The sequence below is a fragment of the Bradyrhizobium sp. USDA 4474 genome, from assembly GCF_054057515.1.
In genome coordinates, this window is the sequence record NZ_JBSRZJ010000002.1 from 3,733,736 (window position 1) to 3,753,096 (window position 19,361).

The window sequence follows — 19,361 nt, forward strand, 5'->3', positions numbered from 1 at the left end:
GCCGTCGTCTTCACTACACTCCGCGCGATTTCAAAACAGAACAATGCTGGGAGATAACAGATGAAATCAGTCCTTTTGGCCGCTGTCGCTGCGTCGGCTTTGCTGCTGGCCGCGCCCGCCTCCGCGCAAGGAACGGGACAAGCCGTCAAGATCGGCATCCTCAACGATCAGTCCGGCGTCTACGCCGACTATGGCGGCAAATACTCCGTCGAAGCCGCGAAGATGGCGATCGAGGATTTTGGCGGCGAGGTGCTCGGCCACAAGATCGAGATGGTGACCGCCGATCACCAGAACAAGCCGGATTTGGCCACCTCCATTGCGCGGCGCTGGTATGACGCCGAGAATGTCGACATGATCACGGAGCTGACCACCTCGTCGGTCGCGCTCGCCGTGCAGGAGCTGTCGAAGGAAAAGAAGAAGATCGACATCGTCGTCGGCGCGGCGACGTCGGCCATCACCGGCAGTGCCTGCGTGCCCTACGGCTTCCACTGGGCTTTCGACACCCATGCACTCGCAGTCGGCACCGGCGGTGCGTTGACCAAGACCGGTGGTGATACCTGGTTCTTCCTCACCGCCGATTACGCGTTCGGCTACGCGCTGGAAAAGGACACCAGCGAGATCGTCACGGCCAGCGGCGGCAAGGTGCTGGGCTCGGTCCGCGTGCCGCTCAACTCGTCGGACTTCTCCTCCTTCCTGCTGCAGGCGCAGAGCTCCAAGGCGAAGATCGTCGGCCTCGCCAATGCCGGCCAGGACACCACCAACTCGATCAAGCAGGCGGCCGAATTCGGCATCGTGCAGGGTGGCCAGAAACTCGCCGGCCTCTTGATGACGCTTGCCGAGGTAAACGGTCTGGGGCTCCAGGCGGCGCAGGGCCTGGTCCTGACCGAAGGCTTCTATTGGGATCAAAACGACACGACGCGGGCCTTCTCCGAGCGCTTCTTCAAGCGCACCGGGCGGATGCCGAGCATGATCCACGCCGGCACCTATTCGGCGACGCTGAGCTATCTGAAGGCCGTGAAGGCCGCGGGCACCAAGGACTCCGAGGCAGTGGCCAGGAAGCTCAAGGAGCTGCCGGTCGACGACGCCTTCGCCAAGGGCAAGGTGCTCGAGAACGGCCGCATGGTCCATGACATGTATCTGTTCGAGGTCAAGAAGCCCTCGGAATCGAAGAAGCCGTGGGACTACTACAAGCAGCTCGCCGTCGTTCCCGGCGACCAGGCCTTCTCGAGCGCCAAGGACAGCGGGTGCCCGCTGACGAAGTGACGGTCTCGTCATTCCTCAATGCGAATGCCGCGCTCACGCGCGGCATTTTGTTTATGAGGCAATCCTCACACCAGCCGGTGCACCACCGCACCCAACGCTCCCGCCCACAGCGCAATGGCAGCGATGGCCTGGATCGCAAAGCCCGGACCGCGCTTGGCGGCGGCCCGCGAGTAGCCGACGAAATAGACGATGCGGCCGATGATCCAGACCGCGCCGATGCCGGCCGCGATGGCATCGCCGATATAGATCGCGAACAGCCACAGCGACGGCAGGAAGATCGGCATCCATTCCAGCGTGTTCATCTGAATGCGGAAGGCGCGCTCGAAGTCGGGATGGCCCGACATCGCCGGCACCTTGATGCCGGTCCGGGCCCGCGACCGCGAGACGTTGATGCAGGTGAAGAAATAAAATGCAAGCGCCAGCAGCGTGACGAGGGCGGTGAAATGGTACATCGCGCGTTCCCCAGAAAGACCGCGCTTCAATACCCGGTCAGCTCGAGATAGCCAACGCCATCATGCGTGCCGGCGAAGCTGATCGGTCCCTCCCAATAGGAAAAGCCGGTCCCCATCCACGCCCCGGGATTGAGCGGCTTGCAGGTGATCGAGAGGGATCGCGAGGGGATCGCGATCTGCCACTCCAGCGGCAGCTTGCGGCCGGCGACCTCGGCCGTCGCTTTCGGGGTCATCCGGATGTCGCTGCCCGCAATCATCTGCGTGCTGCCTGAGGCGCTGATCCAGTTGCCGAACGGATAATCGTGCCCGTCTTTCTGGCGCAGCCGGTACAGCATCAGCTTGTCGCCCGACGCCAGATGCAGCGACAGCCAGTCCCAGCCGGTCTGGTCGGCGTCGAGCGGCTGGCTGCTCCATTCGCGGTCCATCCAGGCCTGGCCTGAGACCTCGACCTGGACGTCGTCGATGGTGAGCGTGCCCCGCGCGCGGTAGAAAGGCTGGCTGTAATAGTAGGACGCCTGCCCGCGCTCCGACTTGCGGCTGTATCCGCCGTCACCCTGCAAGACGACGGGACGATCGGCGTCCAGCGTCAGCGCATAGCCGAAGTCGGTGCCGGAGGCTTTCAGCGTCACCGGCGCCAAGGTCCGATCGTCGGTACGCTCGGTCCCCTTCATCTCCCAATCGTCGATCCATGCCGCGAACGGCTTGGCCTCGACGCCGGCCTGCCCGATGCCGCCGCGCGAAAACAGCTCGTTGAAACGATGGGTGTCGGCGCGAGTCACCGCGGCATGCGCCATCCATATCTGCTGATTGGCCCAGCCTTCGGCTTGTGGTCCCGGCTTTTCTGCCTGGCGGAATAATGTCCATTGCAGCCCGCAGGCAGCGCCATTGCTGTCGACCAGGTTCGCCGTCAGATACCACCACTCGATGCGATAATCCGGATGCGGCCCGTGATCGCCAGGGAAGGTGAACGTCCTTCCGGGTGTGACTATCGCAAAGCCGTCGGCGGTCTCGCCGAGCCCGGCATAACCTTGCGCGCTGGCGCGGCGCGCGAAAGCCAGCGCGGCGATGCCGCCGGCAAGCGCGCGGCGCGAGAGTTTGTCAGCGCTCATTGGCAAACACCTTGACGAGGCTCGCCGGCTGCATCCTTGCCAATCGCAAGACGGGCAGCAGCGCGGCGAACGACGATGCGACCAGCGCGACCGCGATCAGCTCGGCCAATTGCAGCGGAAACACATGGAACGGCAGCCGCCAGCCGAACGCCTTCACGTTGACGATCGCGATCAGGCACCACGCCACCAGCAGCCCGAGCGGCACCGCCAGCAGCGAGGTGAACAGCGCGACCGAGAGCGTCTTGGTCAGCTCGATCGCCGCAAGGCGTGGCCGGGTCATGCCGATCGCCCAGAGCGGCGCAAGCTGCGGCAGCCGTGAGTTCGCGAGCGTCAAGAGGCTGGTCAGCAGTGCGATGCCGGCGACGCCGAGCGTGAACGCATTCAGCGCCGACGTCACGGCAAAGGTGCGGTTGAAGATGCGGATCGATTCCGCCTTCACCGTGGCCTGGTCGGCCACGGCGCGGTCGTCGAGCGCGAACTGCTTTTGCAAGGCCGCGATCAATCCGGGGACCTTGTCGCGCGGGACAATCAGCCCGATCCGCGTTTGCGGTGTCTGTGGAAATTGCCGGATCAGCGCCGCGACATTCACCGCCAGCTGCCCCTTGGGATTGCCGTAATCGGCATAGATGCCGACAATGTCGAGCTCCCAGGTCCCCTCAGGCGCCGGCACCTCGATGACGTCGCCGACGCGGACATTGAGGCGACGGCTCAGCTGCTCGCTGATGAAGGCGGCATTGCCGGGCACGAGTTGCTCCCAGGCGTGCGGCGCGCTTTCCAGCAGCGGCCAGCGCTCGCGATAGAGCGGGTGATCGGGCAGGCCGAGCAGCTCCACCGGCTGCCCCTCGACCAGCGTCTCCGCGCGTCCGCCCGACAGGATCGCCTGGACCTCGCTGCGGTCCTTGAGCCAGTTGCGGACCGCGATCGCTTGCGCATTGTCGGCGGCGCTGATGTAGACGTCGGCGGCGAGCCGGCCGTCGAGCCAGCCGACAAAGGTGCGGCTGAACGTTTCCACCATGGTGGACACCCCGACATTGACTGAAAGCGCGAGCAGCAGCGCCATCAGCGCCAGCGACAAGCCGGAGAGCTGCTGCCGGCTGTCGGCCCAGAACCACAACGCCAAAGGTCCGCGCGCAAGACGCTGGCCAGCGAGCAGCAGCATCTCGAGGAAGGCCGGCAGGATCAGCGCCGCACCGAGCATCAGCGCGGCCAGCAGGCCAAAACCAGCGATCAGCGATTGGCCGTACTGGAGCAGCAACAGCGCGGCGGCGAACACGGCACAAGCGGCGAGGCTCTGCAGCACCAACCAGCGGCGCTGTCGTTGCTGCCAGGCCCGCGGCTGCGCGGTCGCGAGCACCGGCATCCTGACCGCCTTGATCAGGCTGGTCGCGGCCGCCACGATCGCACCCGCCACGCTGATGCCGATCCCGGCGAGCCACCATTCGGGCTGAAGCGACAGCTGCCCTGGAATCTGCGCGCCATAGAGTCCGCGCAGGGAGGCTGCGACATCAGGCAGGAGCGCAGCCGCGATGAAGTAACCGCAGACGAGTCCGATCAGCCCCGCGACCAGCGCCAGCGCCACCAGCTCCAGCACCAGCACGCTGTTGACGAGCCGCGCCGAGGCGCCGCAGGCGCGCAGGGTTCGCAGCATCGGCAGCCGTTGCTCGAAGGCGAGGCCGACGGCCGAGTTGACGATGAAGAGGCCGACGAAGAACGACAGCAGGCCGAAGGCGGTGAGATTGAGATGGAAACTGTCGGTGAGGCGCTCCAGCTCGGTCTCGGCGCTCGGCTCGACGCGCTGCAGTCGATCGCCGACGACGCTTTGCAGCGGTGCGGGCTTGCCCTTCGGCTTCCCGATCAGCAGGCGTGAGACCTGGTCCGGCTTGTTCAAAAGCCGCTGCGCGACCCCGATATCAACCACCAGCACATCAGGCACGAGCTGAGGCAGCACATGCAGCGGCGGCAACTTTGCCCCGCCGCTGGTCGATGGCATCGCGCCTTCGTCCTCGTGCAGATCGCCCAGCGTCTCCCGCGCCACCAGCGTCTGGCCGGGTGCGGCCACGAAACGACTCAAATCCCCCGCACCGAGGCGCGGTGCGTTGCCGACATCGGCGGGCAGCGTCACCGGCTCGATGCCGAGCAGCCGCATCGAACGTCCATTGATCTGAACCCGGCCTTCCAGCACCGGCGAAACCGGCCAGCCCGCGCGACGGAGTTTGATGAACAAGTCCTGTGGGAACGTCGCCGCATTGGGCGCGACCAGCGTGGCGGTGCGGACGCCGCCAAACGTCGCGGCCGCGCGATCATAGGCGGTGCGGGCCTGCTGGTTGATCGCCTGCACCCCGCTCCACAGTGCCGTTGCGGCGATCAAGCCGATCAGCAGCGTCGCGAACTGCATCCTGTGCCGCCGCCAATGGCTGAGCAGCACCGCGAGCACCCACAGCGCGCGCCTCATGCGATTCGTCCCGCATGGAGGACGACGTGCCGGTCGAGCGTGCCGGCCAGATGCAGGCTGTGCGTCACCATCAGGAAGCCGCAGCCGGTGCGCGCGACGAGATCGCGTGTCAGCGCCAGCACGTCCTCGGCGGTGGCTTCATCCAGATTGCCGGTCGGCTCGTCCGCAAGCAGCAGCGATGGTTTTGTCGCCAGCGCCCGCCCGATTGCGACGCGCTGCTGCTGGCCGCCGGACAATTGCTCGGGATAACGCTTGAGCAGGCCGCCCAGCCCGAGGCGTTCGACCAGCTCCCTGGTCCAGGCTGCATCATGCCGGCCGGCGATGCGCGCCTGGAAGGCGAGGTTGTCCGCCACCGACAGGCTCGGGATCAGGTTGAACTGCTGGAACACCAGCCCGATCCTGTCGCGGCGCAGCTCGGCGCGCCCGGCGTCGGAGAGGCCCGTGACCTCGGAATCCCCGAGCCGGATCGCGCCACCGTCGGCGGCATCGAGCCCGGCGATCAGGTGCAGCAGCGTGCTCTTGCCGCTGCCGGATTCGCCCGTGAGCGCGACGCGTTCGCCGGGCCTGAGATCGAGGTCGACGCCGCGCAGCACATGGACCAGCTCGCCGGCCGAGGTGAAGCTTTTGGAGAGGTTTCGGATGCTGAGCAAGATTAATGCGCCGGACGGAATGAACTCAATGCTGCGTAGCACACTTGCTGCGGAAATACCGGGGTTGCGTTGCCGTTCAAGCCGTTGTTAGCTCCCAGGACGGCCATGCAAAAAGTGCCGAAAAATGACATGTGGGGAGAACTATGAGCGCTCAGGCAACGCCGTCGGCGGCGGCTAAGACGGCAGAGGCATCCATGGCAACGCCGAAGGGCGCCTGGACCGTCACTTTTCTCCTCTTTCTCTTCATGGTCGTGAATTTCGCCGACAAGATCGTCGTCGGCCTCGCCGGCGTGCCGATCATGACCGATCTGAAGCTCGAGCCCGAGCAATTCGGCTTGCTCGGCTCCTCGTTCTTCTTCCTGTTCTCGATCTCGGCCATCGTGGTCGGCTTCGTCGTCAACAAGGTGCCGACGCGATATGTGCTGCTGACCCTCGCGGTGATTTGGGCACTGGCGCAGTTTCCAATGGTCGGCACCGTCTCCTTCACCACGCTGCTGGTCTGCCGCGTCGTGCTGGGCGCAGGCGAAGGCCCGGCATTCTCGGTGGCCGCGCACGCGATCTACAAATGGTTCCCGGACGAAAAGCGCACGCTGCCCACCGCGATCCTGTCGCAGGGCTCGGCCTTCGGCGTCATCCTCGCCGTGCCGGCGCTGAACTGGGTCATCGTCAATCACTCCTGGCACTACGCCTTCGGCGCGCTCGGCGTGACGGGCCTGATCTGGGTCTGCGCCTGGCTGGCCTTCGGCAAGGAAGGCCCGCTCGAGGACACGCAGGCGCTCGCTGCCACCGAGCCGAAGATTCCCTACGTCCAGTTGCTGACCTCGCGCACCTTTCTCGGCTGCGTGATCGCGACTTTCGGCGCCTATTGGGCGCTCTCGCTCGGACTCACCTGGTTCACCGCGTTCATCGTCACGGGGCTCGGCTTCTCGCAGCAGCAGGCCGGCTTCATCTCGATCCTGCCCTGGATATTCGGCGCCACCGTCGTGATCTTGACGGGCTGGATCTCGCAGGTGATGACAGCGCGGGGCTACAGCACGCGCATTTCGCGCGGCGTGCTCGGCTCGGCACCGCTGGTCCTCGGCGGCCTGATCCTGGCGACGATGCCGCATGCCTCGGGCGCTGGTCTTCAGATCGCGCTGCTCGTGGTGGGCGCGGGCCTGTGCGGCGCGATCTACGTCGTCTGCCCGCCGATGCTCGGCGAGTTCACGCCAGCCTCGCAGCGCGGCGCGGTCATCGCGATCTACGGTGCGCTCTACACGCTCTCGGGCATCATCGCGCCGATGGTGATGGGAAGCGTGATCCAACGCGCCGGCAGCATTCTGGACGGCTACATGACCGGCTACACCATCAATGCACTGGTGATGATAGGCTCCGGCGTCGTCGGCCTGCTGCTGCTCTGGCCGAACACCGAAAAGGCCCGCCTCACGCGCAGCGCGGCTCCGCGGCAAGCCGGGCTGAAGGGCGTGGTGTCGCCGACGTAAGGTTTGGCTGACAACTGACCAAACGCGGCTGTCGTCCCCGCCTTGGCCGGGACGACAGTTGAATTCCTGGTTACGCAGCCTTGGCCTGCGGCTTCCGTTCCGTGCGCGGCGACAGCACCACGGTCGCGACCATGAAGATCACGGAGGCGCCGAACACCCAATGCGGTGCGCTCTGGTCCATGATCCAGCCGAACAGCAGCGGCGAGACGATGCCGCCGAGATTGAAGCCGGTGGAGACGATGCCGAAGGCACGCCCGGCGGCACCGGGAGGCGCCGCATTGCGCACCAGCATGTCCCGCGACGGCGCGATCACGCCGGAGAGGAAGCCTGCGGTCGCCATCGTGCCGGTCAAGACCCAGCCCGGCAGCGCGACCACCGCGATCAGCAGCACGATCGCGGCATTCGCAGCAAAGCAGGCAGCGGCGACATAACCGTGGCGCTCGGTATGGTCGGCGAGGAACCCGCCCGCGAGGACGCCCACAGCGCTTGAGCCGAGGAACGCCGTCAGCGCGACGTTGGCGGCGGAGTAGGTTGCGCCGTAGCCGCTCATCAGCGCGACCACGCCGAAATTATTGATGCCGGCCACCGACAGGCTCAGCAGCATGAACAGTGCGGTCAGCGTCATCAGTGCCGGCGTGATGACGGGCTGTTTCGGTGCGTTTGCGTGTTCAGGCTTGGCCTTGTGCGCGCCGGCATCCGGAATGCTCATCGCCACCAGCAGCAGCGCGACCAGCACGCCGATCGCACCCGACGCAAGGAGGGCACCTGTCCCGCCGGACAGTGTGACGAGGGCCGCGACGATCGCCGGCGCGACGGCGCCACCAAAATAGCCGGCAAAGGTGTGGACCGAGAAGGCGCGACCCATCCGCGCCTCGTCCATATGCTCGGCGAGGATGGCGTAATCGGCGGGATGATAGACGCTGTTGGCGAGACCGAGCAGCACGCCGCAGGCGATCAGCGATGCGTAGCTGAGATGCAGGCCGAGCATGATCAGCGCGAGACCGCCGAGCGTCAGTCCGCCGAGCAGGATCTTGCGCGCGCCGAAATGGTCGACGAGATAGCCGGTCGGCGCCTGCGTCAGACCGGAGACGACCGCCGACACGGTCAGCGCGAAGCCGAGTTCGACATAGCCGACGCCGAGCTGATCTTTGAGGAACGGGAACAGCATCGGCAGGACCAGCAGATGGAAATGGCTGACCCAATGCGCGATCGAGATCCCGGTCAGCGTGCGCAGCGCGCTGTCCGCCTTGCCTTGTTGCGGTGCGGCGAGAACGTCGACCATTGCAGTTCCGTTTTGCCTCCGAGGGAAAGGCAAAATATCGACCAGGCAGCTTATTTGTCCATGAACGCAGGCGCATGGCAGGTAGCGCGGGCGGGCGCGAGGCCATCAATAAGGGCTCGATAGAGCCGCGTAGCACAACTGCGCTCCCTCCCCCACAAGGGGGGAGGGAACGTACGGTTCGTGTGGCAAGATCACCCTCTCAACACCTCATCCCCTCACAACGGCTCGTCATCAGGCCCATAGCGATCACGCTTCGGCGTGGCGATGTCGCCATCTTCATAATCGTCGTCGGTGTCGGGTGGCGGCTGGGGCTTCTTCGCCTTGTCGGCCGCGCTCTTCGTCTTCGGCGGTTCGCTCGGCTCGACGGTCTTGCTTCCGATCTTGCTTCCGATCTTGGCCATGGCTGGTCTCGGACGGTGATGCATCATCCGCTTCTAGTCTGAAAACAGGTGCGCTTCCTGACTTATCTCAAGCCTTCAGTGCACCACCGGCCCGCCCGCCTTTTTCCAGGCATCGATGCCGCCGGCGATATGCGCTGTATTGCTGAGCCCGGCCTCCTTGGCGGCGGCAACAGCCATCGCCGAGCGCTCGCCAAAGGCGCAGAAGAACACAACGCGGCGACCGGTGGCGGCTGCGACCTCGCGCAGCATGCCGCCCGGCTTGAGGCTTTCCTCGACGCTCGGATAGGGCGTGTGCAGGGCGCCTTCGAGCATGCCGTGTTTCATTCGCTCATTGGTCTCGCGCAGATCCACCAGCAGCATGTCGGGCCGGCCGAGAATGCGGATCGCGTCGACCGCGCTGAGCGCACGGCCCTCCTTCTCCAGCTCTTCCTGATGCAGGCCGACATGCATGTTGGCCGGCACCGCCACATCCATCATCTTCGGATTGGGCAGCTTCAAATTCGCCATCAGCTCGATATATTCGTCGACCGAGCGGACCTGGAGCCGCGGATTGTAGCGCTTCTCCTCGCCGATGGTGGAGACCGTGTCGCCCTTGTAGTCATGCGCCGGGAACACCATCGTCTCATCAGGCAGCTTGAGCAGCCGGTTGAAAATTGACTCGTATTGTGCGCGCGAAGAACCGTTCTGGAAATCGGTGCGTCCGGTGCCGCGGATCAAGAGCGTGTCGCCGGTGAAGACGCGGTCGCCCATCAGGTAGGAATAGGAATCGTCGGTGTGGCCCGGCGTATACATCACGTCGAGCGAGAGGCCCTCGATGGTCACCTTGTCGCCGTCGGCGACCCGCATCGCCACCACGTCGGCCTTGGTCTGGTCGCCCATCACCGTCATGCAATGGGTGCGGTTGCGCAGCTCGCCTAGCCCGGTGACGTGGTCGGCATGCAGATGCGTGTCGACGGCCTTGACCAGCTTGAGGTCGAGCTCGCGCAGCAGCTGGCAGTAGCGGTCGACCTTCTCCAGCACGGGATCGAGGATCAGCGCCTCGCCGCCGGGGCGGCTGGCAAGGATGTAGCTGTAGGTGCCTGAAACGCTGTCGAAGAGCTGGCGGAAGATCATGGCAGAACCCCGGCGTGCAGTGGTTTCGAGGATTCTACTACGTCGGAGGGCTACAGGAGAAGTAATTCACTGCGGAGAGAAGAGATTTTAGAAAATTTTTATTGCGGCGCAGGGACGACGGCGGCGTGTGATGCGGCAGAAGGGGCTACGGCCTGACCAATGTGTACCCGTTCTCCGCCAGAAACAGGATCTGCCCCACGCCGACCTGCACCGGTGTCGCCCCCGGAATGAACTCAGGCCTTTTTCCCGTCTCGCGCTCGACCGTATCCACTGTGTTGAGGCAGATGTCGAAGCGCACGCCCTGTGCGATCAGGCTTTCGACCTGCTTGCGACGCTCGTTGCCCGACAGCAGCAGATCGATGCCGGGACCGAAGGCGACGACCTCCACCGCGATCTTGTCGGGGTCATAGGCCTTCAGGAGATTGTTGGCGACGCTGAGCACCAGCGCCTGCTTCCTGGCATCGCCGTCGGAGAGCTGCAGCACGATCTTGTGCTCGGCGAACGGTTTGTCCTGGAGCGCCGCCTGCTGCGCGAACGCGAGAGGCGCCGCCGCCCAGGCGAGCAGCGCCAGCAGCATCGTGCGAAAGACTTGCGAGCGCATATCCTATCCTGCAATGCCCGGGTTGCCGTCCACACCCTTCAGCGTGACGCCGGCGCCGAGGCGCTCCTGAAACATCCGGCCCGATCGCAGATATCTGCCGACGACGTCCCACACCGGCGCGCCCTGCTGGCCGTTCACCGAGGCCCAGCCCGCGACCTTGTAGTGACGGCTTGCCGAGATCGCCCTGCCGTTGTCGAGCTTGAGTTCGGAGATGCGGCTGCCCATGCTGTTCGCAGGCGCGCAGGTGTAGCTCAGTCCGCCCGCGCGGACCATGTCGCCGCCCTGCTGATGATAGGGATCGGTATTAAAGAGATTGTCGCAGACGTCTTCCAGCACATCCTTGATTTGCGCGCCGGTCATCTCCTGCACGTAAGTGTCGGGATAGGTGATCGCGGTTTCCGCGAGCACATCTTCCATGGTGATGGGCTGGCCGGACAAGGCGGTGAGGCCCCAGCGGAAGCCCGGCGACAGGGCGATCTCGGCGTTGAGCTCAGTGCGCAACGCAGTGCAGATCAACTCGTCGACAGGGCCGGCGAAATTGTCGCGGCGATAGAGCAGGCGGTCGGGCGTTGCGATCTTCTCGGACCAGTCGGTCACAACTGGCGCGCGCAGCTTTCCGATCAACTCGGCCATGGCGGGATCGGGCTTCAGCAGCTCGGAATAGACAGGCAGCAGATGATATCTGACGTCGCTGACCTTGCCCTTGTCGAGTGCGAGATCGAGCACACCCAGGAATTTTCCGTTCGAGCCGGCATTGGTGACGAGCGTCGTGCCGCCGGCGTTCTTCATCGGGACGGGCTGCGGCACGGCGTCATGGGTGTGGCCGCCGAGAATGACGTCGATGCCGGTGACGCGGGTTGCAAGCTTGAGGTCGACGTCCATGCCGTTGTGCGACAGCAGGATCACCGCGTCGACCTTGTCGGTGCCGCGCAACGCGTCGACATGCTTCTGCAGCTCCTCCTCGCGGATGCCGAAGGTCCAGTCCGGCGTGAACCGCTTGGGATGCGCGATCGGCACGTAAGGGAAAGCCTGGCCGATCACCGCGACGCGATGGCCACTGAGCTCTTTGATGATCGACGGCTTGAACACGCGCCCGCTAGCCTTGTCGAAGGCGGGGGCGTCGTTGAACGCGGCTTCCTCGGTCAGGAAGACGTTCTGCGCGAGGAACTCGCCCTTGAAGTGCTCGAGATTGTCGCGCAGCGCCTGCTCGCCATAGGTGAATTCCCAATGCCCGGTCATGGCCTCGATGCCGAGCAGATTGGCGACCTCCACCATGTCGCGGCCCTGCATGATGTTGGCAAGCCCCGTGCCCTGCCAGAGGTCGCCACCGTCGACCAGCATGGCACGCTTGTCGCCGACATCGGCGCGCAGACGGTCGATCAGTGTCTTCAGATGGGCGAAGCCACCGAGCTTGCCGAACCGGCCGGCAGACTTCTCGAACTCGATGGAGGTGAAAGCATAGGCATCGGCACTGTCGGGCCGGATGCCGAAGCGCTCCAGGAACGCGCGCGCGACCAGATGCGGCGGCCGTCCCGACATCTCGCCGACGCCGATATTGACGCTGGGCTCGCGGAAATAGACCGGGTTGAGCTGCGCATGGGTGTCGGTGGTGTGCAGGATCCGCGCGTTGCCGAAGCGCTCGATGTCGTAGATGCTGGCGGCTTCAGCACCGTGCGCACGCCACGGCAGGCCGAGCGAGGTGGCGACAGCGGCTGTACTCTTCAGGAAATCGCGGCGGCGGATCGCCATCACACATTCTCCGCGCCGGTTCTCGGCAGTTCCACTGGGCGCTAGTCTAGCGGATTTCCATTGCCTTCCAGGCTTCTTTTTCGGAGCTCGCCTGGACAATCGACGCCTTCGCCAGCGCTTCGGCTTCTTTTGCCGCAGCCACGGCGCCGTCGAAATCGCCGCCATCGCCCGCCTTCTTGGCAGCCGCCAGCGTCGAGACGGTCGTGGTCCACTGGTTGCGCATCCCTGACGCCTCCTTGGAGGCTGCCTCCGCGGCGGCATAGGCAGCCTTGTAGTCTGCTTCATTTGCCGCGCGCGCTGAAGGCGCGAGGCTCGAGAGAACCAACATCGCCAAGACAAGTGACCGCTTCATGGCCGCGCTCCCGGGCCTGAGATCGGCAGGCCGTTGGCGACGTAGGACAGGAAATATTCGACGTCGCGATATTCGTCCGCCTGCGGCTCCAGCGGAACCGCGCGGGTCTGGCTGTTGCAGGTGATGAAGCGGCGGCTGATGGTGCCCATGCCGCTCCATTCGGAGCGATAGATCGGCATCGCGTTCAGGATTCCGAGTGCCGGCGCCAGGATCTCGGCGCGGATGCGCTCGCCCGGGCTTTGGACATGGCAGCTCGCACAGGAGAAATTCAGCTGGCCGCGGCGGGTGTAGAAATAGCGCTTGCCGTTCTCGAACGCTTCGAGCGCGCGGGGATCGTCGGGGATCCTGATGTCCATCGGCTTGCCGCGCGAGGTGAAGGCCATGTACGCGGTGAGCGAGGCCATCTCGTCCTTGACGTAGGAGTAGGGCGCTTCGCCATTGGCCTCGCGGCAGCGGTTGAGCGCGAGCTCCAGCGTGACGACCTTGCCTTCCTTCGTGTCGAAATAAGGATAGTTCTGGCGAATGCCGATGCCGCCGTTCGGGAAGCAGTCGGCGTAGGTCTTGCCGTTCTTGAACGGCGTCGCAAACATCTCCTTGCCGGCGTCGAGCGAGAACTCGTAAGGCGGGAATTCTTCCTTCTCCTGCCACTGCCGCTTCATGTCCTCGTTCATGGAATAAGGACCGTTGACGAAATCGTCGTGCTTCACATCGGGAAACTTCTTGAAGAAGAAGTTCTGGAACGCCTTGGCGTCAGCCGCGGGATCGACCTTGTCGGCGGCGCTCACGCGGGGAACGGCGAGCGCAAACGCGACGAACGCGGCACCCAACGAACCACGCAGGAGGGAGATGCCGGCTTTCATCACGTGATCTTCGCGGTGATCTCGTCGGAGCCGCCCTTGTTGTCGGTCCAGGAGATCTTGAGGTCGTCGCCCTTCTTGCCGCCCTTGAAGCTGAACTTGACGTAAGGGTCCTTGGAGACGGCCGGGCCCCAATCGGCGACGAAGACCTCCTTGCCGTTACAGGCGAACTTCAGCTCCTGGATGAAATGCGGCGGGATCAGCTCGCCCCTGGCGTCCTTGACGAAGCCGGAATCCATGGGGTGCTGGATCAGCGCCTGCACCTCGGTGATATCGCCGTTGGCGGTGGCGCGGACGCGAATGCTGGATGCCATCTCGATTCTCCTAGCCGCCGCAGCCACCGACGGTGACTTTGACTTCCCTGGTCGCGCTGAAGAGCTTGCCGTCGGCCTCGACGATCGCGACCACGCTGGTGGTCTTGGCCATCTTCAGGCGATTGGCGATGCTGGGCATCGTACCGTCGGGAATCCTGTAGCTCGCCGCGAGCGCGTTCGGGTTTTCGGCGACGAAGAACGAGATCGAGGTGACCTTGTCCAGCGTCGTCGTCACCGAGATCGGCACCACCGCGCCGTTCTCGGCGATCTCGGGCGCATCGAGCTTGACCTTGTCGGAGGGCTCCGCGGTCTTGCCGTAGAGCGCCTTGATCGCGTCGGCCTCGCTCTTTTGCTTGAACGCGGCGTCCGGGTATTTGTCATTGGCCGCGGCGCGCGCCGGCGCGAATGCGAGATTGCCGAGGCCGAACAGCACGACCGAGGCTGTGCCCTGAAGGATCAGGCGCCGCGTCGCGTGAGGGCCGGTGGTCGTGGTCATCAAAGGTCTCCTTGCCCACCGTTACAGCGTTTGCAGGAAATCAACGATCGCGTTGATCTCCCGTTCGGTCAGAATCCGGTTGCGACCGAACGGCGGCATCATGGTCTGCGGGTTGCGCTTGGTCTCGTCGATCAGGATCGCGACCAGATCGTTGCGGTCGGGATACTTGGCCTTGAGGTCTTTCAGCTCGGGCCCGATCGTGCCCGGCAAATCGCCGCCCTTGATGACATGGCAGGTCAGGCAATTGCCCTTGCCGCGGTCGAAGGCGAGCTTCTCACCCTCGGCGACGGTGGATTGCGCGCACGCCGGGCGCGCGGCGAGGCCCGTGAGCACGACCAGCGCGAGGAGCAGGGCGGGCTTGTGAGGAAAGGCGGTCAAGGCGTCGTTCCGAGGCTTATGACGTCCGGAAAAGATAATGTTCAAAAGCACAAAGGACATGCCCTGACAATCAAGACTATGCAGGCCGCAAAATGGCGTTAATATCTTCCGCATTGCAACTGAAGTGAAGGATCGTTCATCAAGCCGGCCTTGTCAGGCAAGGTCCGGGGCGTTTGGCCCTTGTTGCGTTTTGGTCTGCTTTCTCATTTCCGGGGACACCATTTGGCTGAATATGTCGTTGAATTTGGCAGGGACGGCGGCAGGGTCGAATCCGACGGCCGGCTCGATGCGCCGGCTTTCCATCGCAATCACGGGCCGCTCTGGGCAGCGCTCGACAAGCATCTCGCCGGGCGGACGGGCGACGTGGTCGAGGTCGGCAGTGGAACCGGCCAGCACGTGGTCCATTTCGCCCGCCATACGCCGGGTCTCGTCTGGTGGCCGAGCGACCTCAACCAGCGCCACGTGAAGAGCATCGAGGCCTGGCGCCTGCATTCGGGCCTGCCCAACATCCGTTCGCCGCTGCGGATCGATCTCTCCGATCCGGACTGGTGCCCGGAGATGAAGAACGGGCAGGGGCCGAACAACCTTGCCGCGGTGTTCTGCGCCAATGTCATTCATATTGCGCCCTGGAGCGTGGCCGAAGGCCTGTTCGCCGGCGCCGGCCGCTATCTGCGCGCCGATGGCCAGCTGTTCCTCTACGGCCCGTTCAAGCGCGACGGCAAGCACACGGCCCTGAGCAACGCCGTGTTCGACACCTCGCTGCGCGAAGGCAATTCCGATTGGGGCGTGCGCGACGTCGGCGATGTCGAGACACTCGCGCGCGGCGTGGGTCTTCGTCTCGTCGATGCGATCGAGATGCCCGCGAACAATCTGACGCTGGTGTTCGCGCGCGGGTGAGGCCATCAGGCCTCACCCTCCTTCCACCCTATCTTCTCCTTCAGAAACTGAAACCCGAGCACCTGGAAACCGGCGCGCTCCTTGTTGTCCTTGCCGTAGCCGTGGCCGCCGGCTTCAGGCTCGTAGAACCAGGCCTCATAGCCCATCGCCCGCAGCTTGGCCGCCATCTTGCGCGCGTGGCCGGGATGGACGCGGTCGTCGCGCCGCGTGGTGGCGATCAGGATCGGCGGATAGGGCTGGCCGGGCCTTGCGTTGTGATAGGCCGAATAGGTCTTGAGCCATTCCCACTCTTCCGGCTTGTCGGGGTCGCCGTATTCTGCAATCCAGCTCGCGCCCGCAAGCAGCTTGGTGTAGCGGCGCATGTCGATCAGCGGAATGGTGCAGAACAGCGCGCCGAAACGCTCGGGGTATCGCACCAGCATGTTGGTGATGAGGATGCCGCCGTTCGATCCGCCCTGGGCTGCGATGCGCTTCGGCCTGGTCACGCCGCGACGGACGAGGTCGGCTGCGACCGCCGCGAAGTCGTCGTGCGACAGCTTCTTGCCGGCGTAACGGCCGGCATCGTGCCAGCGCGTGCCGAACTCGCCGCCGCCGCGCAGATTCGCCTGTACGGTCGTGCCGCCGCGCTCCAGCCAGAGCTTGCCGAGCGCGGAATTGTATTGCGGCTTCACGGCGAGCCCGAAGCCGCCATAGGCGCTCATGTAAACAGGCGCATCCCCTGACACGCCGGCGGGTCCGGTCTGCACATAGGGAATGCGCTCGCCGTCAACGGAGATCGCCTCGTGTTGCGTGACCACGAGGTCGTCGGCATTGAAGATCTTGGGCGCCTGCTTCAATACAACAGGACTCTCGACGCCGCGCTCGATCAACAGCAGCGATGGCGGCGTGAGCGGGTCCTGCACATTGGCGAGCAGGTCGCCATTGCTCTCGGACTGGTGCGCATCGAGGCTCCAGACCTCGACCACGCCGATGTCGGGGAGCCCAGGCAGTGTCTGCCGAGACCAGCCGTTCGGTGATGGCGTGCAGATCTCGTGGATCGGCCGCAGCTCGTCGAGAATGGAAAGCAGGAGCTTGCCGTCGCTCCAGGAGAAACCCTGCAACGCGCGTCGCGGCCCCGGCTCGAACAGCACCGCGAAGTCGCGGCTGCCAGCCAGGAATGCAGGGAGCGAAATGCCGAGCATGGCATCGGCTTCATAGCGATGCCCCGCGACCGACCAGGTTTCCCGCGGCTTGATCGAGAGCCAGTCCCCATGAACCTGCATCCAGACGTTGCTGGGCAGATCGAGCCTGGTGGTCGCGCCTGATGTGGTGCCGATCGAGCTGCGGAAATTGAAGAAGTCGGACTGGTCGATGAACCAGATGCGTTGGGGCTGCACGGTGTCGTCGACATAGCTGTACACCCGCATGTGGTCGGGCGTCGTCTCGAACACCACCGGCGCCTGCTCGACGCTGGTTCCCCGGCGCCACAGCCGCACGGTCCTTGCATAGCCCGAGGTCGTGGCCATGCCGTCGCCAAGCGCGCTCGACAGCAGCAGCGTGTCGGCATCGACCCATTCAGCGCTGCCCTTGGCTTCCGGCAGAAAGAATCCGTCCGCCACAAAATTCTTCGTCTCGGTGTCGAACTCACGCAATGTCACGGCATCGCTGCCGCCCCGCGACAGGCTCAGGATGACCCGCGCAGCTCCGGGCCGCGACGATACCCAGCTGATCAGCCAGTCCTCGCCTTCCGTCGCGGCGAGCTGGTCGACGTCGAGCAGGATCTCCCAGGAAGGCCTGGCCTTGCGAAAATCATCCAGCGTGGTCCGCCGCCACAGACCACGCGGATGGTCAGCGTCCTTCCAGAGATTGTAGAGCCGGCCGCCGCGCCGCCGCACGTCGGGAATATTGTCGGGACGGTCGAAGATCGCCGCGAGGATATCACGGTCACGCGCGAACGCCGCGCCGCCGAATGTGTCCAGCGTCATCAGGTTCTGCCGTTCGACGAAATCGAGCGCGCGGGCGCCTTCGATCTCCTCCAGCCAGAGCCAGGGGTCGTCGTCGGGAGCATCGAGCGCAGGCCGGTCGTCGATGGACATGAACGTAACTCCCTGAAAGGCGGCGGGATAGGATTTGATCGAGCGCAAGCCGTCAAGAGCGGGGGCCGCTATCATCGGCCCGATTGCGTCGGAGGCATGGCCTGCGCCCGTTTGCGCCGGTTGCCCGGCCCTTTCGGCCCCTCCATAGTGCCGGGAATCAACAAGGCCCTTCCGGGCGGAAATGCCGATGATCGACGTGACTGCAGCCGATGAGATCGCCGAGGACGCTCGCGTGCGTGCCAATGTGGTGCGTCTTGCCGCCGCGCAGGCGCTGACGGGTGCCAATTCGGCCGTGATCTTCGCCACCGGTTCGATCGTCGGCGCTACGCTGGCGCCCGACATGTCGCTCGCGACCGTGCCGTTGTCGATGTACGTCGTCGGGCTCGCGGCCGGCACGCTGCCGACAGGCGCGATCTCGCGCCGCTTCGGCCGCCGCTGGGCCTTCGTCATCGGCACCGGCCTCGGTGCGCTCACCGGCATGATCGGCTCGTTTGCGATCCTGCACGCATCCTTCGCACTGTTTTGTCTGGCGACGTTCCTCGGCGGCCTCTACGGCTCCGTAGCGCAATCCTATCGCTTTGCGGCCGCCGACGGCGCCAGCTCGGCCTACCGGCCGAAAGCCGTGTCGTGGGTGATGGCGGGCGGCGTGTTCGCCGGGGTGCTCGGTCCGCAGCTCGTGCAGTGGACCATGAACATCTGGTCGCCCTATCTGTTCGCCTTCAGCTTCCTGGTCCAGGCCGTGGTTGCGCTTGTAGCGATGGGCATCGTCGCCGGCGTCGATATGCCGAAGCCGGCGCCGGCGGATCTGCATGGTGGCCGGCCGCTGCTGACCATCGTGACCCAGCCGCGCTTCATCGCGGCCGCGCTCTGCGGTGTCATCGCCTATCCCATGATGAACCTTGTGATGACCTCGGCGCCGCTCGCCATGAAGATCTGCGGCTTAAGCCTCTTCGATTCCAATTTCGGCATTCAATGGCACATCGTCGCGATGTACGGGCCGAGTTTCTTCACCGGCACGCTGATCGCCCGCTTCGGCGCACCCAGAATCGTTGCCGCCGGATTGCTGCTGGAAGCAGGCGCCGCCGCCATCGGTCTCTCCGGCATCACCGCGATGCATTTCTGGGCGACGCTGATCGTGCTCGGGATGGGGTGGAATTTCTCTTTCATCGGCGCCTCCGCGCTGGTGCTGGAGACGCACCGGCCGCAGGAGCGCAACAAGGTGCAGGCTTTCAACGATTTCCTGGTTTTCGGCATGATGGCGATCGGCTCGTTCTCATCGGGGCAGCTGCTTGCGAATTACGGCTGGTCCGCGGTGAACATGGTGGTGTTCCCGCCTGTTGCCGTCGGCCTCGTCGCGCTCTCGCTCGCGTCCTGGGCCCGCCGCCGCAGGGCGCGGCTCGCAGCAGCGATGGGCGAGTTCCCGGACGCGATTTGAATTG

The 19,361-nt window shown here is 64.9% G+C and carries 19 protein-coding genes; 4 read left to right on the forward strand and 15 right to left on the reverse strand.

Features of this window, described 5'->3' with window-relative positions; genetic code table 11:
- Positions 1-60 precede the first annotated feature (60 nt).
- Positions 61-1,263 (forward strand): ABC transporter substrate-binding protein, encoded by a 1,203-nt coding sequence (locus ACVW16_RS19480; protein WP_456736619.1) that lies wholly within the window; start codon positions 61-63, stop codon positions 1,261-1,263.
- Positions 1,264-1,328: 65 nt separating this feature from the next.
- On the opposite strand, the gene ACVW16_RS19485 is transcribed toward ACVW16_RS19480, so the two are convergent.
- The 4 genes from ACVW16_RS19485 to ACVW16_RS19500 are packed head-to-tail and all read right to left on the reverse strand — an operon-like array spanning position 1,329 to position 5,926.
- Positions 1,329-1,715 carry an MAPEG family protein gene (locus ACVW16_RS19485; RefSeq protein WP_456700762.1) on the reverse strand — a complete coding sequence of 129 codons (387 nt, stop codon included), beginning with the start codon at positions 1,713-1,715 and terminating at the stop codon, positions 1,329-1,331.
- A gap of 26 nt (positions 1,716-1,741) precedes the next feature.
- Positions 1,742-2,824: a lipocalin-like domain-containing protein gene (locus ACVW16_RS19490; RefSeq protein ID WP_456802390.1), complete on the reverse strand. Its 1,083-nt coding sequence runs from the start codon at positions 2,822-2,824 to the stop codon at positions 1,742-1,744.
- Entirely contained in the window at positions 2,814-5,276 is a 2,463-nt protein-coding gene (locus ACVW16_RS19495) for an FtsX-like permease family protein (protein ID WP_456700764.1), read from the reverse strand. The genes ACVW16_RS19490 and ACVW16_RS19495 overlap by 11 nt, the downstream gene beginning before the upstream one ends.
- Positions 5,273-5,926 (reverse strand): ABC transporter ATP-binding protein, encoded by a 654-nt coding sequence (locus ACVW16_RS19500; protein WP_456700765.1) that lies wholly within the window; start codon positions 5,924-5,926, stop codon positions 5,273-5,275. The genes ACVW16_RS19495 and ACVW16_RS19500 overlap by 4 nt, the downstream gene beginning before the upstream one ends.
- A 143-nt stretch (positions 5,927-6,069) precedes the next feature.
- Between ACVW16_RS19500 and ACVW16_RS19505 the strand changes: the two genes are divergently transcribed.
- Positions 6,070-7,407: an MFS transporter gene (locus tag ACVW16_RS19505; protein WP_456700766.1), complete on the forward strand. Its 1,338-nt coding sequence runs from the start codon at positions 6,070-6,072 to the stop codon at positions 7,405-7,407.
- 70 nt (positions 7,408-7,477) lie between these two features.
- Here the strand turns inward: ACVW16_RS19505 and ACVW16_RS19510 are convergent, their stop codons facing one another.
- The 10 genes from ACVW16_RS19510 to soxX all read right to left on the reverse strand — a co-directional run bounded on the left by ACVW16_RS19510 (position 7,478) and on the right by soxX (position 14,950).
- Entirely contained in the window at positions 7,478-8,689 is a 1,212-nt protein-coding gene (locus ACVW16_RS19510; RefSeq protein ID WP_456736617.1) for an MFS transporter, read from the reverse strand.
- Between the two features lie 215 nt (positions 8,690-8,904).
- Positions 8,905-9,090, reverse strand: coding sequence for a hypothetical protein (locus tag ACVW16_RS19515; RefSeq protein WP_456700768.1), 186 nt, complete (start codon positions 9,088-9,090; stop codon positions 8,905-8,907).
- 75 nt (positions 9,091-9,165) lie between these two features.
- Positions 9,166-10,203, reverse strand: coding sequence for an MBL fold metallo-hydrolase (locus ACVW16_RS19520; protein WP_456700769.1), 1,038 nt, complete (start codon positions 10,201-10,203; stop codon positions 9,166-9,168).
- A 145-nt stretch (positions 10,204-10,348) separates the two neighbouring features.
- Positions 10,349-10,804, reverse strand: a complete 456-nt coding sequence (locus ACVW16_RS19525; protein ID WP_456700770.1) for a DsrE family protein — start codon at positions 10,802-10,804, stop codon at positions 10,349-10,351.
- A 3-nt stretch (positions 10,805-10,807) separates the two neighbouring features.
- On the reverse strand, positions 10,808-12,553 hold the full coding sequence (gene soxB, locus ACVW16_RS19530; RefSeq protein WP_456700771.1) for a thiosulfohydrolase SoxB: 1,746 nt from the start codon (positions 12,551-12,553) through the stop codon (positions 10,808-10,810).
- 46 nt (positions 12,554-12,599) lie between these two features.
- Positions 12,600-12,905 carry a hypothetical protein gene (locus ACVW16_RS19535; protein WP_456700772.1) on the reverse strand — a complete coding sequence of 102 codons (306 nt, stop codon included), beginning with the start codon at positions 12,903-12,905 and terminating at the stop codon, positions 12,600-12,602.
- The gene (soxA, locus tag ACVW16_RS19540) at positions 12,902-13,765 is read right to left on the reverse strand and encodes a sulfur oxidation c-type cytochrome SoxA (protein WP_456700773.1); all 864 of its coding nucleotides are present in this window, start codon (positions 13,763-13,765) and stop codon (positions 12,902-12,904) included. Before soxA ends, ACVW16_RS19535 begins: the two co-directional genes overlap by 4 nt.
- On the reverse strand, positions 13,765-14,076 hold the full coding sequence (gene soxZ / locus ACVW16_RS19545; protein WP_456700774.1) for a thiosulfate oxidation carrier complex protein SoxZ: 312 nt from the start codon (positions 14,074-14,076) through the stop codon (positions 13,765-13,767). Before soxZ ends, soxA begins: the two co-directional genes overlap by 1 nt.
- 10 nt (positions 14,077-14,086) lie before the next feature.
- Entirely contained in the window at positions 14,087-14,572 is a 486-nt protein-coding gene (gene soxY / locus ACVW16_RS19550) for a thiosulfate oxidation carrier protein SoxY (RefSeq protein WP_456736615.1), read from the reverse strand.
- A 21-nt stretch (positions 14,573-14,593) separates the two neighbouring features.
- Positions 14,594-14,950 (reverse strand): sulfur oxidation c-type cytochrome SoxX, encoded by a 357-nt coding sequence (gene soxX / locus ACVW16_RS19555; protein WP_456700776.1) that lies wholly within the window; start codon positions 14,948-14,950, stop codon positions 14,594-14,596.
- Between the two features lie 222 nt (positions 14,951-15,172).
- Between soxX and ACVW16_RS19560 the strand changes: the two genes are divergently transcribed.
- A complete protein-coding gene (locus ACVW16_RS19560; protein ID WP_456700777.1) occupies positions 15,173-15,847 on the forward strand; it encodes a DUF938 domain-containing protein in 675 nt (224 codons plus the stop codon).
- A 5-nt stretch (positions 15,848-15,852) separates the two neighbouring features.
- Here the strand turns inward: ACVW16_RS19560 and ACVW16_RS19565 are convergent, their stop codons facing one another.
- The gene (locus tag ACVW16_RS19565; RefSeq protein ID WP_456736614.1) at positions 15,853-17,922 is read right to left on the reverse strand and encodes a prolyl oligopeptidase family serine peptidase; all 2,070 of its coding nucleotides are present in this window, start codon (positions 17,920-17,922) and stop codon (positions 15,853-15,855) included.
- A gap of 187 nt (positions 17,923-18,109) precedes the next feature.
- On the opposite strand from ACVW16_RS19565, the gene ACVW16_RS19570 reads away from it, so the two are divergent.
- Positions 18,110-19,357, forward strand: a complete 1,248-nt coding sequence (locus tag ACVW16_RS19570) for an MFS transporter (protein ID WP_456736613.1) — start codon at positions 18,110-18,112, stop codon at positions 19,355-19,357.
- Positions 19,358-19,361 lie beyond the last annotated feature (4 nt).

Bases quoted from the DNA above. Each gene is read 5' to 3' on its own strand.
- ACVW16_RS19480 (WP_456736619.1), top strand. From the start codon at position 61: ATGAAATCAGTCCTTTTGGCCGCTGTCGCTGCGTCGGCTTTGCTGCTG.
- ACVW16_RS19485 (WP_456700762.1), bottom strand. From the start codon at position 1,715: ATGTACCATTTCACCGCCCTCGTCACGCTGCTGGCGCTTGCATTTTAT.
- ACVW16_RS19490 (WP_456802390.1), bottom strand. From the start codon at position 2,824: ATGAGCGCTGACAAACTCTCGCGCCGCGCGCTTGCCGGCGGCATCGCC.
- ACVW16_RS19495 (WP_456700764.1), bottom strand. From the start codon at position 5,276: ATGAGGCGCGCGCTGTGGGTGCTCGCGGTGCTGCTCAGCCATTGGCGG.
- ACVW16_RS19505 (WP_456700766.1), top strand. From the start codon at position 6,070: ATGAGCGCTCAGGCAACGCCGTCGGCGGCGGCTAAGACGGCAGAGGCA.
- ACVW16_RS19510 (WP_456736617.1), bottom strand. From the start codon at position 8,689: ATGGTCGACGTTCTCGCCGCACCGCAACAAGGCAAGGCGGACAGCGCG.
- ACVW16_RS19515 (WP_456700768.1), bottom strand. From the start codon at position 9,090: ATGGCCAAGATCGGAAGCAAGATCGGAAGCAAGACCGTCGAGCCGAGC.
- ACVW16_RS19520 (WP_456700769.1), bottom strand. From the start codon at position 10,203: ATGATCTTCCGCCAGCTCTTCGACAGCGTTTCAGGCACCTACAGCTAC.
- ACVW16_RS19525 (WP_456700770.1), bottom strand. From the start codon at position 10,804: ATGCGCTCGCAAGTCTTTCGCACGATGCTGCTGGCGCTGCTCGCCTGG.
- soxB (WP_456700771.1), bottom strand. From the start codon at position 12,553: ATGGCGATCCGCCGCCGCGATTTCCTGAAGAGTACAGCCGCTGTCGCC.
- ACVW16_RS19535 (WP_456700772.1), bottom strand. From the start codon at position 12,905: ATGAAGCGGTCACTTGTCTTGGCGATGTTGGTTCTCTCGAGCCTCGCG.
- soxA (WP_456700773.1), bottom strand. From the start codon at position 13,765: ATGAAAGCCGGCATCTCCCTCCTGCGTGGTTCGTTGGGTGCCGCGTTC.
- soxZ (WP_456700774.1), bottom strand. From the start codon at position 14,076: ATGGCATCCAGCATTCGCGTCCGCGCCACCGCCAACGGCGATATCACC.
- soxY (WP_456736615.1), bottom strand. From the start codon at position 14,572: ATGACCACGACCACCGGCCCTCACGCGACGCGGCGCCTGATCCTTCAG.
- ACVW16_RS19565 (WP_456736614.1), bottom strand. From the start codon at position 17,922: ATGTCCATCGACGACCGGCCTGCGCTCGATGCTCCCGACGACGACCCC.
- ACVW16_RS19570 (WP_456736613.1), top strand. From the start codon at position 18,110: ATGATCGACGTGACTGCAGCCGATGAGATCGCCGAGGACGCTCGCGTG.